At 65.2% G+C, this 15,253-nt stretch carries 9 protein-coding genes; 2 read left to right on the top strand and 7 right to left on the bottom strand.

Annotated features, from left to right (window positions below):
* Positions 1–89 precede the first annotated feature (89 nt).
* Entirely contained in the window at positions 90–2,453 is a 2,364-nt protein-coding gene (locus tag HY699_23330; protein ID MBI4518739.1) for a glycoside hydrolase family 44 protein, read from the top strand.
* A gap of 200 nt (positions 2,454–2,653) precedes the next feature.
* Here HY699_23330 and HY699_23325 read toward each other — a convergent pair whose 3' ends face one another.
* From HY699_23325 to HY699_23305, 5 genes are all read right to left on the bottom strand, one after another.
* The gene (locus tag HY699_23325; protein MBI4518738.1) at positions 2,654–3,625 is read right to left on the bottom strand and encodes a DUF1722 domain-containing protein; all 972 of its coding nucleotides are present in this window, start codon (positions 3,623–3,625) and stop codon (positions 2,654–2,656) included.
* A 125-nt stretch (positions 3,626–3,750) separates the two neighbouring features.
* Positions 3,751–5,220: a DUF1501 domain-containing protein gene (locus HY699_23320; GenBank protein MBI4518737.1), complete on the bottom strand. Its 1,470-nt coding sequence runs from the start codon at positions 5,218–5,220 to the stop codon at positions 3,751–3,753.
* Between the two features lie 19 nt (positions 5,221–5,239).
* A complete protein-coding gene (locus HY699_23315) occupies positions 5,240–6,751 on the bottom strand; it encodes a DUF1800 domain-containing protein (protein ID MBI4518736.1) in 1,512 nt (503 codons plus the stop codon).
* 28 nt (positions 6,752–6,779) lie between these two features.
* Positions 6,780–7,781, bottom strand: coding sequence for a hypothetical protein (locus HY699_23310; protein MBI4518735.1), 1,002 nt, complete (start codon positions 7,779–7,781; stop codon positions 6,780–6,782).
* 160 nt (positions 7,782–7,941) lie between these two features.
* Complete coding sequence (locus HY699_23305) at positions 7,942–9,417, bottom strand: NAD(P)/FAD-dependent oxidoreductase (GenBank protein MBI4518734.1); 1,476 nt, start codon at positions 9,415–9,417, stop codon at positions 7,942–7,944.
* A gap of 134 nt (positions 9,418–9,551) precedes the next feature.
* Between HY699_23305 and HY699_23300 the strand changes: the two genes are divergently transcribed.
* A complete protein-coding gene (locus HY699_23300) occupies positions 9,552–10,439 on the top strand; it encodes an LLM class flavin-dependent oxidoreductase (protein ID MBI4518733.1) in 888 nt (295 codons plus the stop codon).
* Between the two features lie 30 nt (positions 10,440–10,469).
* On the opposite strand, the gene HY699_23295 is transcribed toward HY699_23300, so the two are convergent.
* Both HY699_23295 and HY699_23290 read right to left on the bottom strand, forming a co-directional pair.
* The gene (locus HY699_23295; protein ID MBI4518732.1) at positions 10,470–12,005 is read right to left on the bottom strand and encodes an aromatic amino acid lyase; all 1,536 of its coding nucleotides are present in this window, start codon (positions 12,003–12,005) and stop codon (positions 10,470–10,472) included.
* Positions 12,006–12,476: 471 nt separating this feature from the next.
* Positions 12,477–15,248, bottom strand: coding sequence for a molybdopterin-dependent oxidoreductase (locus HY699_23290; protein ID MBI4518731.1), 2,772 nt, complete (start codon positions 15,246–15,248; stop codon positions 12,477–12,479).
* Positions 15,249–15,253 lie beyond the last annotated feature (5 nt).

Genomic DNA, 15,253 nt, shown 5'->3' with positions numbered 1-15,253 from the left:
TTGCACTTTCGCGGCAAGTCCTGCGGGCCTCGCCCTGCATGATGCCGTTCGCCCGGTGTGTGGCACGCCGCGCGCTACGCCGCTGAGCCATGACTCGCACACGATTCTCTCTGCTGCTCACCTGCTTTGTCGTTCTCGCTGTGAGCCCAACGCTTGCCGGTACTGCCACGGTGTATGACGACGCGCTCGCGAGCAATTGGGCGGATTGGTCGTGGGGTGGGGTGACCCGTGACTTCAACAAGACCGCTCCGGTCCATGCGGGGAACGCGTCGATCGCGGTGACGTTCACCGCGGGATGGAGCGGTTTACAAATCGGCGACTGGCAAGGGTTCGATGCGAGCGCGTACGACGCTGTGCGCTTCTACGTACACGGTGGCACCAGTGGTGGTCAGGTCATCGAGGTGGAGGTCGGCGACAGCACCGCTGGCACATCGGTCCGGCGTGCGCTCACGCCTGCAGCCGGGGCTTGGAAGACCGTCGATGTGCCACTAGCAGGTCTCGGTACGCCGCGCTCGGTCAGCTACCTCTATTGGTTCAATGCCACGGCCGGAGCGCAAGCGACGTTCTATGTCGACGACGTGGTGTTTATTTCCACCACGCTGCCGACACCGACACCAGCAGTGACGCCGGCGGGACCAAGGCTCAGTATCGATGTTGCGGCCGATCGCCATCCGATCAGCTCAGCTATCTATGGGATGAACTTCGCCGACGAGGGTCTGGCCGCCGCACTGGGCCTACCGGTTAGGCGTTGGGGAGGAAACGCCACGACGCGCTACAATTGGCAGGTCGATAGCAACAACCACGCGTCCGACTGGTACTTCGAAAACCTCCCGAACCCCAACGACAACCCGGCGGCGCTGCCGGACGGATCTGCGAGTGATCAGTTCGTCGAGCAAGATCGGCGCACTGACACCGCCACTCTGCTGACCGTTCCGCTGATTGGTTGGACGCCGAAGGATCGGCGCCGCGGGTGTGGTTTCAGCGTCAGCAAGTACGGCGCACAACAGTCCACCGATTCGTGGATGCCGGATTGCGGCAACGGCATTCGCCCAGATGGTTCGCTCATCAGTGGCAACGACCCGCAGGACACGAGCATCGCCATCACGCCGGCGTTCGTGCAGGAATGGATGCAACATCTTATGGGCAAGTACGGTGACGCCGCCAGTGGCGGCCTACGCCTCTACAACCTCGACAACGAACCGGAGCTGTGGGACGACACCCACCGTGATGTGCATCCCGCTCCAACCAGCTACGACGAGATGCGCGATCGCACCTATGCTTATGCGGCCGCCATCAAAGCCACCGATCCGGCCGCCGAAACGCTCGGGCCGGCGTCCTGGGGCTGGACGGCCTATTTCTGGTCGGCACTTGACTGGGCCCCGGGTGGGGCCTGGTGGAACAACCCGCAGGATCGGCTGGCACACGGCAACGTCCCGTTCATCGAATGGTACCTGCAACAGATGCGTGCCTACGAACAGGAGCACGGAGTCCGCATCCTGAACTACCTCGACCTGCACTACTACCCGCAGGCGTCCGGGGTGACGTTGTCGCCGGTTGGCGGCACGGCGACGCAAGCGCTGCGCCTGCGGTCGACGCGGGCGTTATGGGATCCGACCTACGTTGACGAGAGCTGGATCGGCGAAGCGGTGCGCCTAATTCCCCGCATGCGTGACTGGGTGAACGCGAACTATCCTGGGACCAAGCTCGCCATTACGGAGTACAACTGGGGGGCGTCGGATCATCTCAACGGGGCGCTGGCGCAGGCCGACGTGCTTGGCATCTTCGGTCGCGAAGGACTCGACCTCGCGGCGCTTTGGAGCCCACCCACGGCGAGCCAGCCGGTGGCGTTCGCGTTCCGCGTGTTCTTGAACTACGACGGCGCCCATAGCCGCTTCGGTGATGTCAGCGTCGCCGCCACGAGTACCGAGCAGGCGCAGCTCGCAGTCTATGGCGCTCAGCGCAGCACCAGCGGCACGCTCACCATTGTCATCGTCAACAAGACGGCTCAGGCCCTGACCAGCGCTGTCACGTTCGCCCACTTCAGCGCCGGCCCCAGCGCACAGGTATACCGCTACAGCGCTAGCAACCTCGGCAGCATTGTCCGGGAGGCCGATCAAGCGGTGGGCCCCAGCGGGTTCACTGCCACCTTCCCGGGTTCGTCGATTACTCTGGTCGTCGTACCGCCATCAGGTGCACCACCTGCGACAACGAACACACCGACACGCACTCCGACGGCGACACGGACGGCGACGGCGATGCTTTCCAGCACTACGACAGCGACGCGGACGGCAACATTGACGCAGACCAGCACCAGGACTCCAACGCGTACGCCGTTACCGACGCTGACGGCGACCCGGAGGCCAACACGGACGCGGACCCCAACCAGGACAGCAACACGAACCCCAACCAGGACACCGACACGAACTCCGACGAGACTTCGCCGCTGGTTCTAGGGTGGGGTGGCGGCGAGCTTGGCGGCGGCAACGGCGGAATCCAGCAAGCTGCAGGCGATCCCGAACCTCCTGCGCCGGCACGCGCGGACTTCGGCTGGGGTTAGAACGGATCAAGGGGAGTGGACGGATTGCGCACCACCACTTCCTGGCGCCAAGGCGCTTGCCGAAACCCGGCGGCGGACCGGCTCCAATCCCAGGAGTCACACGTGGTTCCGTAACATCAACTCTTGCGGGTCCGGTTCGAGGTACGTCTGTCCTTGCAGCTGGGGAACTGAGAACTGCTGCGCGTAGTGCCGCACCAGGGCGAGCGGGACCACCGGCGGTAGCCGCCCGCTTCCGTACTCTGCGACCAGACCGCGCAGCTGTCGGAGCGCTGCCGGTTCGAGCCGACTGGTGAAATATTTCATCGTGCCCTGCAAGACGCTCACCTGCCGTCTGGTCGTGGCCGTCCGCGCCAGCGTGCGCATGAACTGCGCCTCGTAGGACGCGCGCAGTGCCGGACGTGGCAGCGCTTTCGCCCCGGTCACCAACTGGCCCAGCTCGGTGTAGAGCCGCGGCGAGTGCGCCGTGAGCTGCAGTTTGTGGGCGCTGTGGAAAGCCGCCAGGCCGCCGATCGTCCAGCGCGCGCCAAACAGCGCGCGTAGACGGCGGTAGGCGAACACCCGCTCGATGAAGTTCTCGCGCAGCTGCGGGTTATTCAAGCGACCCTCTTCCTCCACCGGCAGGTGCGGGAAGGCCTGTCGCAAGGCCTCGGCAAATAGGCCGCGCCCGCTGGCAATAGGGCGAGCGTGGCCGTAGATCTTCACCCGTTCCACGCCGCAGCTCGGCGAGTTCTTCTTGAGCACGTAGCCGCACAGATCGGCTCCCGCCAGCGCCGCAACTCGCCGCTGCGAGTACCGGCGCATGGCCTCGGTGTGATCGATGCCCGTCTCGGTGGTCACCATGCGCACCTGACCCGCAATGCGGCGCAGCTGCAGCGATTCGCGCGGTACCCCGAGCCCGACCTCGACCTCAGGACACACGGGCACCCAGTCGACGTATCGGCCGAAGGTCTCGACCAAGAAAGCGTCGCGCTTGTGCCCGCCGTCGAAACGCACTCGTTCACCCAGCAAACACGAAGAAATGCCGATGCGGATCGGGGCCTCCGGCGAAACCGCCGTGCCCCCGCTCAGGGCGACACCCCGGGTTGGTGCAAACGAACTCACGCGCTTCCCTCCTCACACGTCATCATCATTCGGCCAATGTGACACGCGCACGGAGTGATAGGCGCAAGCGGCTGGCAGTTGTAGAAGTTGGCCTAGAGGAACCCCAGATCGAAGTTCGGAACCGTCCAGTACTCGTCGGCCGAGCCGGTATCGAGCGGTAGCAATCCCTGAGCTTGTGAGTCGTCGAGGTTCAGCCAATGCTTGATGATCGTACCGTAGACATCGCGCAGGTCGGTTGATCGGAACGGCAAGGTGAGGTCGGCGAGGTTGTTGGCAGCCTGCGAGTACGGCGTGTTGCCCCCGTCATCGAGGGCCTGCGGCGCGCCGGAATCGACGCCGTTTATGTTCGGATGATTGCCGTATACGCCCCCGTTGACCGCCCCGCCGATGACAAACGCCGGGCCCTGCGAGCCGTGATCGGTGCCGTTGTCGTTCTGTAGTATGCGCCGGCCGAATTCGCTCCACACCAGGATGCAGACCTTATCGGCCAAGCCCATGTCCTCGAGATCTTGGTAAAAGACCTCGATGGCGTCGCCGACGCGGCGGTGTAAGCGGAAATGCTGGTCACTGTTCGCGTCTGTGCCTTGGTCCGAATGAGTATCGTAACCCGAGTTGCTGACCTCGAAGAAGCGCGAGGTGACGCCGCTGACACCTTGCTTCACGCCGTAGATGACCTTGGCGACCTCGCGCAGGTCGCGGGCGAAGCCGTTGTAGCCGACACCGTTGCCGTCGAGTGCGGAGTACGCGCTGTTCCACGAGGGCCGCTCGTTGGTGTACAGCCCATGGAGCGACTGATAGCTCTCGGTGGCCAGCAGCGTATTGCTGCCGGTGGTGCCGAGGTAGCTGTACACCGGCAGCAGCGATGCGGCCGCGTTACTGGCGAGAGCCAGGTGCGCATCTTTCTTTGGGTCGTAGTCGTTGGCCAGGTTGTACTGGTCGAACGGGAAGAGGAAGTACTGCAAGCGCTCGAGGGTAAGGACGGTCGTCGCTTGTTGCTCGAACTCGCCCGCGACGGTGAACTCGATGTTGACGCCGGGGATGTTTGAGCTGCCGTAGTTGTCGGCCAGGTAGCGTCCCAGCCAACCATTGCGCACCGAGGGCAGACCGAGCGGATTCGCCGTGCGCCAGGCGGTGCGGGCTTCAGCGTGCGAGCCGCTGTAGTCGGGATAGCCGACGCCCTGCACCACCGCGACCTTGCCGAGGTCGTAGAGGTTCTTTAGTCCCACCAGGCCGGGGTGGAGCGCGAGTGGGGTGCCGGTGTTGAGGTCGTTGGCGATTTGTAAGGGGGTCAGCGCCGTCGTCGACAGGCGCAGGCCGCCAGTGCCGGTTGCGCGCGCGGCTTCATAGGCGGTTCGCAGCGCCGCCGGGCCGGCGTCGCCGAGCGGCACCACGGTATTGAGCCCGTCGTTGCCACCGTCGAGGAAGACCACCACAAAGAACCGATCGTCGATCGCAGCCAGGGCGTGCCGGAGCAAAGGGGTGCGGAAGAACCCCGGGGCGAGAATGCTGCCGGCAGTCAAGGCGCCGGTGCGCTGCAGGAACTGCCTCCGTGTCAGAGCCATGCCTCCCCTCCCTTCAGGTTCAATGCAACTGGTAGGCGGCGGATTGCAGCAGGACTCCGAAGAGGCCGTGCAGCTTGGTGTGGCGGATGTCGTAGTCGTGCAGGTCGAGCGTGGTGTAGGTGCCGCCGTTACCATCGTCCTGTAGATACGCGATCAGCGCGGTGCGATCAGCCAGCGTCAATTGGTCGGTGATGCCGAGATAGTCGGTGGCGGCGTTGACGATGTCCGCGGGGGCGGTGAGGTCGATCAGCTTCAGCGTCGAGCTAACGCGGATGTTCTCAGGATGGAAGCCGAAGATGCTGAACCGCCGCGCCGCGATCACGTCGCGTGCGAAGTTGTAACGCGCCAGCATGGTGGCACTGTTGAGCCACCCCGCTTCCCAATCCCAGCCGAATACGCTCGGCGGTTCGAGCAGGTTTTGCCCCATGTTGCTGAGGTGGTCAGTGACCTCGCTTTCAGCATAGCCAACGGTCCAGTAGCGCGAATCGGGGCGCATGCTGAATAGGCGCATGGTGCTGACGACGTAATCGATCGGCCACTTCACCGATTTCTTGGTGGTGGCGTCGAACGGCGCCGGCGCGGCCGTGGCATAGAACTCATCGTGGCAGAGCATGGCCCGCACCAGCGGCGCGATCTCGAACTGGGTGTCGAAGCTCGAAGCCGTGATCAGCTCATCGATGGTGGTCAGCGGCGGCGTGGCGTGGCAGAAATAGGTAAAGAGCTTGTGGGCGATGTGGCGCGCGACGGTGTTGTGGCCCTGGCTATCCTGGTGCTGAAAGATGATATCGATGATCTTGTCGATCTCCGCCTCGCCCTCTTCGCCGGCGTTGGCCGCGTAGGCGGCACCGTTGCTGCCGAAGGGCGCGCGGTTCTTGTAGATCACCTTGTCGCCGCGGTCGGGACCGGAATAGCTCGGCGGGTACTGGAAGTCGTGGCGTGACGTCGACATCGACGGCACCAGTGTGGTGTAGTCGAAACGCCAGCCCGTGAAGGCGCGGGCAATCTGCACGACATCCGCTTGCGTGTAGTTGTCGACGCCGAGCAGATCCTTGACGCCGAGAGTGAACAGCTCTTGCAGCTCACGGGCATAGTTCTCGTTCGGCTGGCTCTTGCGATTGAGGATGGTGTCGAGGAACCACATCATCGCCGGGTTCTTGTTGATCGCCTTCACCATCGCCTTGAAGTTGCCCTTGGCGTAGAGGCGAAGCAGGCCGATCTGGTCGGACATGATTTTCGGGTCACTGACTTTGTCGGCGCCGGTGGCGAAGTGGTCGTGCCAAAACAGGATCAGCTTCTCCTGCAACGGAAAAGGCGCTGTCAGCATAGTACGTAGCCACGCGCGGCGTACCCCCTCGATGTCGCGCCCGTAGGGTTTGATCTTGATCGAGCGGAAGCGCAGCAACGAGTCAGCGGCGGCGCCGCGGGTCTTGCCGACCAAGTACTTGATCTTGGTCGGCGTGCCCGAGAAGCCGGCGCGCCGCAAGAGCTGCCGGGCGTCGGCGGTGCTCAAGACGCTGTATTGATCTCCCATACATCCTCCTCAACCTCAGGCCGCGGGCTCAGTCGGTGCCTGTAACCCAGCCGCCGGGGCTAGCGCCATCGAGAATCCAGAGCCGAATTGCCTCGCGCAAGTTCTTTTCGAGCTGCGGGCGGTGCCAGGGCATGCGCTCGCCGTACGATAGGTCCGGCAGGCCGCCCTGGATCTTGCGATAGACATAGCTGGTGGTCGGATCACCCGGCGTCAGGCGCGTCCAGCCCGCCGCCGCCGCGCTAGCGTTGGTGGGAGCGGCGTTGACGAGGTTGCCGGGGAAGGCGCCGGGCTCGAGTAGCAAGTCGGCCCGCTGACTCTGGGAATCGTGACAGGTGCCGGTGGCACAGCTCTGCGTGAAGACCTGCTTCTGGATGCGATCGTAAGTACCGCTGAACAGTGTCCGCGGATCACAGCCGCCGCTTTCCTTGGCCGCCGGTAGGCAGATCATGCGCAGCATATCGGTGTCGCTGTAAACCTTACCGCCGATGAAGGTCGAGACGGTGGCGAGCTTCAGCAGTTTGTAGTTCTGCACGCAGTAATGGCGCCCGGGTGTGCCGAACGGCCCCCTGATCGGCACGTAGATGGTGGCTGCGGTAGCGCAGGAATCGGCGGCCGCGTTCGGAAAGGTGAGGTCTGACTCGATCTTGTCTTGCAGTGATTGGAACCCGGTGTCGAACTTGGGGTCAAGGCCGTTATCTTCCGCATGGTCGACGAGGACCTCATCGACCCCTTGGAGCGTGCAGCGAGTAGGATCGAACGTGCTGTTGACGCACACGCCGACCGAGAAGGCGCATTGGCCGTTGATGGTGAGGTCGGCGTCGCATACCGGGTCGCCATCTGTGCAGCGGATCATCGAGGGCCGGGCCGCCGGGAAGTTTACGGCGGCGTTGAGGACGGCCAAGCAATCACTGCTGGGAACGCCGCCGCCGCCGTAGAGGGCGACCGCCGGTGCGGCAATCAAAGCCAAGGCGGTCATTACTGCCAGGGCGCTGCCTAAACGGCGCCTTGTGGCCCGTGCGATCTCAGTCACGATCCCTCCTGAAACTGCGACCGATGGTAAACCCGGTTTCGGGGGGTCGTCAATGCAAAATTACAAAACCCGAGGGCGGGAACACCGCTCCCGCCCTCAAGAGACCTTGGCGTCGTGCGCTGCTCTGATTCGCGACCGCTGGGGCAGCGCTCCAGCCCTGCTATGCCGCGGCTTTGCTTGCCTGGTGATAGCGCAGCACCGCGTCGGCGACCTTCATTCCCGACTCGATCGCTTGCTGGGTGCCGACACCGCTGCCGCCGGCGTCGCAGCCGACGTAGAACAGGCCGCGCAGCGGTGCCTCCACTGTGGGCTTGCCCGGACCGCATTGGCCCACGACCTGTCCCAGGCCGATGGTCTCGCCGCCGTGGCCGTGGATGGCGGAGTCACGGGTCAGATTGGACACGTCCTTGGGCGTGTACAGTTCCTTGTCTTCGATTGCGTCTGCCAGCGCGGGGAAGGCCTTGAAGAAGATGGCCTCGCCGGCGTTGGCCCAGGCGGCGATTTCTTCCGCAGTCATCTGTGGGCTGGGCGGGCAGAACGAGCCGGTCATGACGATTTGCTTGCCCGGCGGCGCCGCTGCCGGATCGTAGTTCGACGGCACCTCGAAGTAGACCACGCCTTCGCGCGAAGCCCGACCCGCGTGGGCCTGATTGAGCCGATCGAGGCTCCACGGGCTGTTGTCCGAAAAGATCACCCCGTAGGTGACGTCGAGCACCGGCTGGCGCAAGAAATAGCGATATCCCAGCAGCGCCCATGAGGGCAGCAGGCTCTTCACGTACTGGACGTACTTCTGATCGAAGTGCTGTTCCCCCACCAGCTTCATAACAGTCGGTTGCAGGCCGGCGTTACTGATGACGATCGGGGCGGTGAAGGTGCCCTGGCCGGTAACGACGCCGCTGACGCGGCCGTCGGCGGCGATGATCTGCTCGGTCTTGGCCTTCATCAGCACGGTGCCGCCGTGGCGCCGCACCGCCTCACAGTACGCCTCGGCCACGCGACCGTAACCGCCCTGACAGAACATCCCGCCGTGGCGCAGGAACATGTGCTGCAAGCTGGTGATTGCCTCCGCCGCCTCCAGCAGATCCGCCGGCACCATGAACATGCCGTCGCAGCAGAGGCTGACGAGGAAGGCGTACAGCGATCGGGGAACGTTCTGGCGCGTGATCCAGTCGTGAAAGCTGATGCCGTGGAGCTGGTTGATTTCTTCCGCGGGCATCATCGTCAGGTGAGCAAAGAACGCCAGCGCCCGATCGCGATCCTCAGGCTTGATCTCCAGCCAGTCGAAGACGACGTTGGGGTCGGTCTGTCCGACCGGCATATCGGGCAGCCTGGCATACTTGCCCGCGGCGTTCTTGTAGATGCTGCCCTGGCGTCCCGGCGCGACTAGCTTCATGAGGTCGGCGACATCCAGTTCGTTCGCCACCGCTTCGTAAAGGTTGCCGATCACCGGTGCGCCGATGACCACCCAGGCAGTGTAGGTGAACCCGTTCTTGGCCAGGCTCATGGCCTTGCCGCCGGCGCGGGCGTTCTTCTCCACCAGCAACACCTTGAGCCCGCGCTTCGCCAGCAAACCCGCGCAGGCGCTGCCACCAAAACCGGCACCGACCACGATCACGTCATACGCTGTATCCGCCATGTCAACTCTCCTTGCGTTGCGGTTGTTTCACCATCGCGCCCCCGGCCTCTCAATCACATTCTCCCCATGCATTTCAATGCGGCCCAGGCGCCCAGGGGTTGCATGCCAGCGGCAAGGACCGTAGGGATACCCACATGAGCACTGAAATGCGGATCGGGATGAACTTGCCGGTAATGGTGCCGGGGCTGGATCGGCGCACGATTCTGGAGTGGGCGCGGCGCATCGATGCCGGGCCATATGCCAGCCTGGCGGCCGGTGAGCGCATCAACTTCCCGAACCCCGAGGTGATGGTGACGATGGCGGCGGCCGCGGCGGTTACCGAGCGCGTGCGCCTGGCGTTCACCGTGATCGTGCTGCCGATGCACAGCCCGGTGCTGATCGCCAAGCAGGTGGCCACACTGGATGTGATCTCCGCCGGCCGTGTCACCCTCGGCCTCGGTGTCGGCGCTCGGGTGGATGACTACCAAGCCGTCGGGGCGCCGTTCGAGGCTCAACGGCTCAAGCGCATGGAAGAGCAGATTGCGTTGATGCGCCGCGTGTGGGCCGGCGAAGTGATGGTCGAGGGAGCCCGGCCGGTCGAGCCGCTGCCGGTGCAGCCGGGCGGGCCGGAGGTGCTCGCCGGCGCCTTGGCCCCGCAATCCATCCGCCGCGCCGCCCGTTGGGCGGACGGCATTTGCGGCTTCAGCTTCGGGCCATCGGCGGACGAGGTCAGCTTCGCTTACGACACCGCTCGCCGTGCCTGGCAGCAGGCGGGGCGCACGCCGCCGCGCCTGGTGATGAGCTTCTGGTTCGCGCTTGGCCCGCGGGCGCGCGCGCAGCTTGACGACTACCTGGCCCGCTATCTCGGCTTTCTCGGCGACGAAGCGGCGCGGGCGCTCGCCCCCACCGTGCAAACCGCCTCGCCCGCTGCACTGCGTGACGCCGCCCGTAGGCTCGCCGACTTGGGTACCGACGAACTCATTCTGGTGCCGACGACGGCGGACCCCGACGAGGTTAACCGCGTCGCCGATATCCTCGCTTGATAGCATCGCAACAAGCCTCGGCGGGGCTTTTCACCAACCCGGCTCGATGGCGCCAGCCAATGACCCGCTGTCGATCACACGACATACGGCTTCGACATCCGCGTCCAGCGGCCGGTCCTCGATCAGCGGCGGTGCCTGGGCGCGGATCAAGGCGTGGGCCGCGCGCGTGCCGGTACCGGCGCCCTCAGCGCCGCGCAGATCGAGCGCTTGGGCAGCGCCTAACAGCTCGATTGCGACCATGCGCTCGACGTTGTCGATGACCCGCGCGCACTGCCGGGCGGCGACCATGGCCATGCTGACGACGTCCTGGTTGTTGGCGTTGGTGGGCACCGAGCGCACACTGGCGGGCGCTGCGAGGACGGCGTTGTCTGCCGCCATCGAGCTGGCGCAGTATTGCACCCCCATGAAGCCGCTGCGCAGCCCGGCGCCATCGCGGATCAAGAACGGGGGCAGGCCGGCGTTGAGCGTGGCGTCGAGCAAGCGGGCGAGGCGGCGCTCCGACATCACCCCCAGCTCCACCATCGCCAGCTTCATCTGATCGAGCGCCATCGCCACCGGCTGGCCGTGAAAATTGCCCCCGTGTACCACCCGGCCGTCATCGACGAGGAAGAGCGGATTGTCGCTCACCGAGTTCAACTCGGTCTCGATGACGGCGGCCGCGGACTCCAGCGCGTCGACCACCGCGCCCAACACCTGCGCGATGCAACGCAAGCTGTATCCGTCCTGGCGTCCGGCGGCGGACTCGGTGCTGCCGGTCAGAGCGCTGTGGCGCACGATGGCGGCGACGCGCTCGGCCACCGCCCGCTGCCCGCGGTGCGGCCGCGTGAGTTGGAACTCGGGAGCGAGCGCTTCGAGATTGCCGCGCAAGGCCTCGAACACCATCGCCGCCGCTACCTCGGCCGCGGCCATGATCCGGCGCGCGCGGGACATGAGCACGGCGGCGGCGCCGGTGTGAAAGGAGGTCCCGTTCATCAACGCCAGGCCCTCGCGATAGCGCGGCGTCAGCGGGCTCAGACCGGCTTCCGCCATGGCGGCATCGGCGCGCATGCTCTTGCCGTGGAATTCAACCTGCCCTTCGCCGATGACCGCGAGAGCGACCTGGGCCAGCTCGACCAGATCGCCGCTGGCGCCAACGCCGCCGACCTCACGGACGATGGGATGGATGCCGTCATTTAGGAGCGCCAGGAGCAACTCGACCGTAGCCGGGGCGACGCCGGAGTAGCCTTGGGCGAGCACCTGTGCCCGCACCGCCAGCGCGGCGCGCACGAAGCTGACCGGGTGTGGGGCGCCGAGCGTGCAGGCGTGACTGCGCACCAGGTTGCGTTGAAATTCCTCGCGCCGTTCGGGCGCAATCGGCTGCGTGGCCAGTGGGCCGCAGCCGGTGGTCAAGCCGTACACCGGCGTGCTGGTTTCCGCCAGCCGCTGGACGAACTCGTACGAGCGCAGCAGGCGGCTCCGGGCCTCGCCCTCCAGCTGCACCGCGACCACTGCACGCGCGACCGCGTCGACCTCGGCGATGGTTAAGCGAGCGGCCCCAATGCTGACGGCACCACGGTTCGGCATCATACAACTGTGAATGGCGGGTCCATTAGCGAGCTGCGGCGCGCTGGTCAAGGAACCAGCACCTGGAACCAGTACAGATGTCGGTGACGCGGCCGGAGTACGTGGCTCAGCCGGATCAAGGTACAAGTCGAATCGTAAACCGAGCTGGGCCCGCGATGCGCCCGGCCGCCCATTCGGTGCGCCTGGGCACCGCTCGACCCTTCACGATCTTCGGCCTGGGATTTCGTCGTTGAGCAGGCTTTCGAGGAAAGCACGGTCGGTGGCATCCTTCGGGCGGATGCTCTGCTTGGTCTTGAGCCGCGTCGACAAGGAGATCGATGTCCATAGTCGCACGGGCAAGGCCATGGTGGAGCATGGCAAAGCCGCCAATCACCGCGTAGCGCGCGCCGAACGCGTTCAGTGCCTTTGCGATCCGAACGAGGTCTGCGCGTCGGAACGCGTGCGCACGGCGCGCTGTCTGCTTCGTCAGCTTCCTCAGCCCGCCTTCACCACATCCACCCGCACTGCGCGGTCGGCCGGGATCGGCTGCCATGACGTGGGGCGGTACGTCAGGTGGCCGTAGCCGGCGGCGAAGCCGAGGTGCTTCACGTGGCCGGGCTCGACGTCGGCCTGGCCGTACCACCGCTTGTGCATGAGCGGCTCGAAGCCGTTGTAAACGATCACCTGGCCCGGCCGGCACGAGGGCGTGAGCTTGGCCTGGATGATGGTCTCGCCGACGTCGCTCACCAACTTCACCTGCTCACCGTTGGTGATGCCGAGGCTGGCGCCGTCCTTGTCGTTGATGAACGCGAAGGGCTCGCCCCGATGGGTATTGAGCAGCTTGCGGTTGAGCATGTTCATCGAGTGGATGCTCCAGCGGTTGTGCCCGCTGGTCATCTGGAAGCGCCGCTTGGGGCCGCCGTGGCCGGGCGAGTCCTTGTGGGTCGGTAGCTCCTCGCCGGCTTCGAGGAACCATTCGTGGTCGATGTAGAACTGCGCCCGCCGCACCAGGGTGGCGTACGGGATCTTGTCTTCGGTGTGCCAGCGTAACGGGTTGTGGACTTCATCGGCCTTGATGGTCGATGCCTGCGACTCGCCGTGGCCGGCGATGCCCCAGCCGGTCCAGCGCACGTAGCCTTTCTCGCGCAGGGTTTCGAGCGTGGTGCCTTCGGGTAGGATGCCGTAGACCGCGTTGTCGCGCACGGCCTCGTCGTAAAAACGCTCCTCGTCGCGCATCTCGCCGTTGAGCGTGTAGCGCGCCACCATCCCCTCGAGCGAGCGGTAGGTGCCCTTGCGATCGGTGAACCCGGTCATGCCGCGGGCAGCGGCGCGGCGCTCGATGGCCTCGATGATCATGATGCCGATGTCGTGCTCGGAGCGGGCCTCGCCCGGCGGCGGGACTGAACGATCGGTGAGCACCCAGTTGAGGTGATGTACCGACGGCATGCTCTGGCCGAGCTTTTCGTAGTGCTGGGCCGCGGGCAGGATGTAGTCGGAGTACATGCCGGTGGTGTTGAGGCGGAAGTCCACCGACACGATCATCTTGAGTTTCGGCCAAAGCTTGTCGAGCAGCAGCTTCTGGCCGCCGCGCTGGCGGCGCAGCATGTTGCCGCCGGATTCGAACAGGACGCGCGGCTCGACTTCCTTGTACGCGGTAGAGCAGTGCGGCCCGAACCAGCCCTTCTCGATCGCCTCGTTCACATACTCGTCGAAGCTGCGCTTCATCGACGGGTCGTTGTTGTCGCGGTTGTTCCAGCGCTCCTTGTAGCCGTACTGGTAGTACCAGAGGAACGCGGGCGGGATCATCGCGCCGAAGCCGCCCAGCTCGGGGTTCATCGCCGAGGCGTGGTTGGCGATCATCTCCAACGTGCGCGTCGGATCGTCCATGGTCAGCATGCGCCGCATGAGCGTGCGCGTCTGATGCGCCATGCGGGCGGCCTCTTGTCCCGGCACGCCCTTCTCCGACATGAACGCCATGCCGTCCCAGCCCCCGGCGGCCCACGAGCGCGTGCCCGTACCCTTTTTGCCCCAGTTGCCGGTGAGAGCGAGCAGCAACGCCATCGACCGCTCCATCAGATCGCCGTGGTAGTACTTGCCGGAATTCCAGCCGATGAAGATCTTGGTCTTGCGGGTGGCGACTTTGCGCGCCAGTGCGCGGATGTTGTCGGGATGGATCTCACAAATCTTGCCGGCCTGCTCCGGGCTGTAGTTCGCGTCGAGGTGCCGGCGCAGCCGCTGAAACACCGGCTCGAGCTCGACCACACTGCCGTCCTTGAGCATGATGGTGTAGGTGCCTTCGAGGGCAGGGTCGACGCCGGCCGAGGCCAAGGTGTGGCGCGGAGCCGGGGTCACAGCGTGTGAGTGGCCGTCGGCCCAGAAGAACTGGTCCTCGCGATCGTCGTCGGCGAGGTCCGTGCCGCGCAGGAAGCGACCGGTATCTTTACGCACGAGCAGCGGTAGATCGGTTTGCTCCTGCACGAATTGCTTGTTGTACAGGCCGCCGTCGATGATCACCTTGCACATCGCCAGCGCCAGCGCGGCGTCGGTACCGATGCGCACCGGCAGGTGATAGTCGGCGTGGATCGCCGAGGGGCTGTAATCGGGCGCGATGGTGACGACCTCGCCGCCGTTGTACCGCGACTCGGCGACGTAGTGGTACCAGTGAATGTTGGTGTAGACCGGGTTGGCGTGCCAGATGAGCGTCAGCTCCGCCAGGAACCAGTCGTCCATCGTCGAGACGGGATTGAACAGCCCGAAGGTGAGGTGGTAGCCAGGGCTGAAGTCCTGGAACTCGGCGTTGCCGTCGGTGGTCGGGGTGCCCAGAGCGTCGCTGAACATGCGCGCGGCGCTGGCGGCGAACTCGGGCGTCATGAGCGTGATGACCGACTCCGGGCCTTGATCATTGATCGCGTCGAGCATCGAGTCGGCGATGTCGTCGAGCGCTTCGTCCCAGGAGACGGGTTTGAACTTGCCCTCGCCGCGTTTGCCCACCCGTTTCAGCGGCTGAGTGATGCGGTCCGGGGCGGCGAGCAAATCGCTCCAGCACGCGCCTTTCTGACAGCCCATCGGATTCATGTCGGGGATGCCGGCCTCGATCGGCGAGAAGACGCCCGCCTGCTCCTCACGTACGACCTTGCCATCCTTGCTGTAGACGCGCCACGGGCAACCGCCGGGGTAGCAGTCCACCGAGTGGCTGCCCCAGGTGACTTTGTCCCATTGCCATTGCTTGCGATACGCCTCGGCCCACGACCCGCCAATTGGTTTCACGATGA

The sequence above is a fragment of the Deltaproteobacteria bacterium genome, assembly GCA_016210005.1.
Lineage (GTDB): Bacteria > Desulfobacterota > Binatia > HRBIN30 > JACQVA1 > JACQVA1.
This window is presented reverse-complemented; position numbering and strand designations above follow the sequence as displayed.

Bases quoted from the DNA above. Each gene is read 5' to 3' on its own strand.
- HY699_23330 (MBI4518739.1), top strand. From the start codon at position 90: ATGACTCGCACACGATTCTCTCTGCTGCTCACCTGCTTTGTCGTTCTC.
- HY699_23320 (MBI4518737.1), bottom strand. From the start codon at position 5,220: ATGGCTCTGACACGGAGGCAGTTCCTGCAGCGCACCGGCGCCTTGACT.
- HY699_23315 (MBI4518736.1), bottom strand. From the start codon at position 6,751: ATGGGAGATCAATACAGCGTCTTGAGCACCGCCGACGCCCGGCAGCTC.
- HY699_23305 (MBI4518734.1), bottom strand. From the start codon at position 9,417: ATGGCGGATACAGCGTATGACGTGATCGTGGTCGGTGCCGGTTTTGGT.
- HY699_23300 (MBI4518733.1), top strand. From the start codon at position 9,552: ATGAGCACTGAAATGCGGATCGGGATGAACTTGCCGGTAATGGTGCCG.
- HY699_23295 (MBI4518732.1), bottom strand. From the start codon at position 12,005: ATGATGCCGAACCGTGGTGCCGTCAGCATTGGGGCCGCTCGCTTAACC.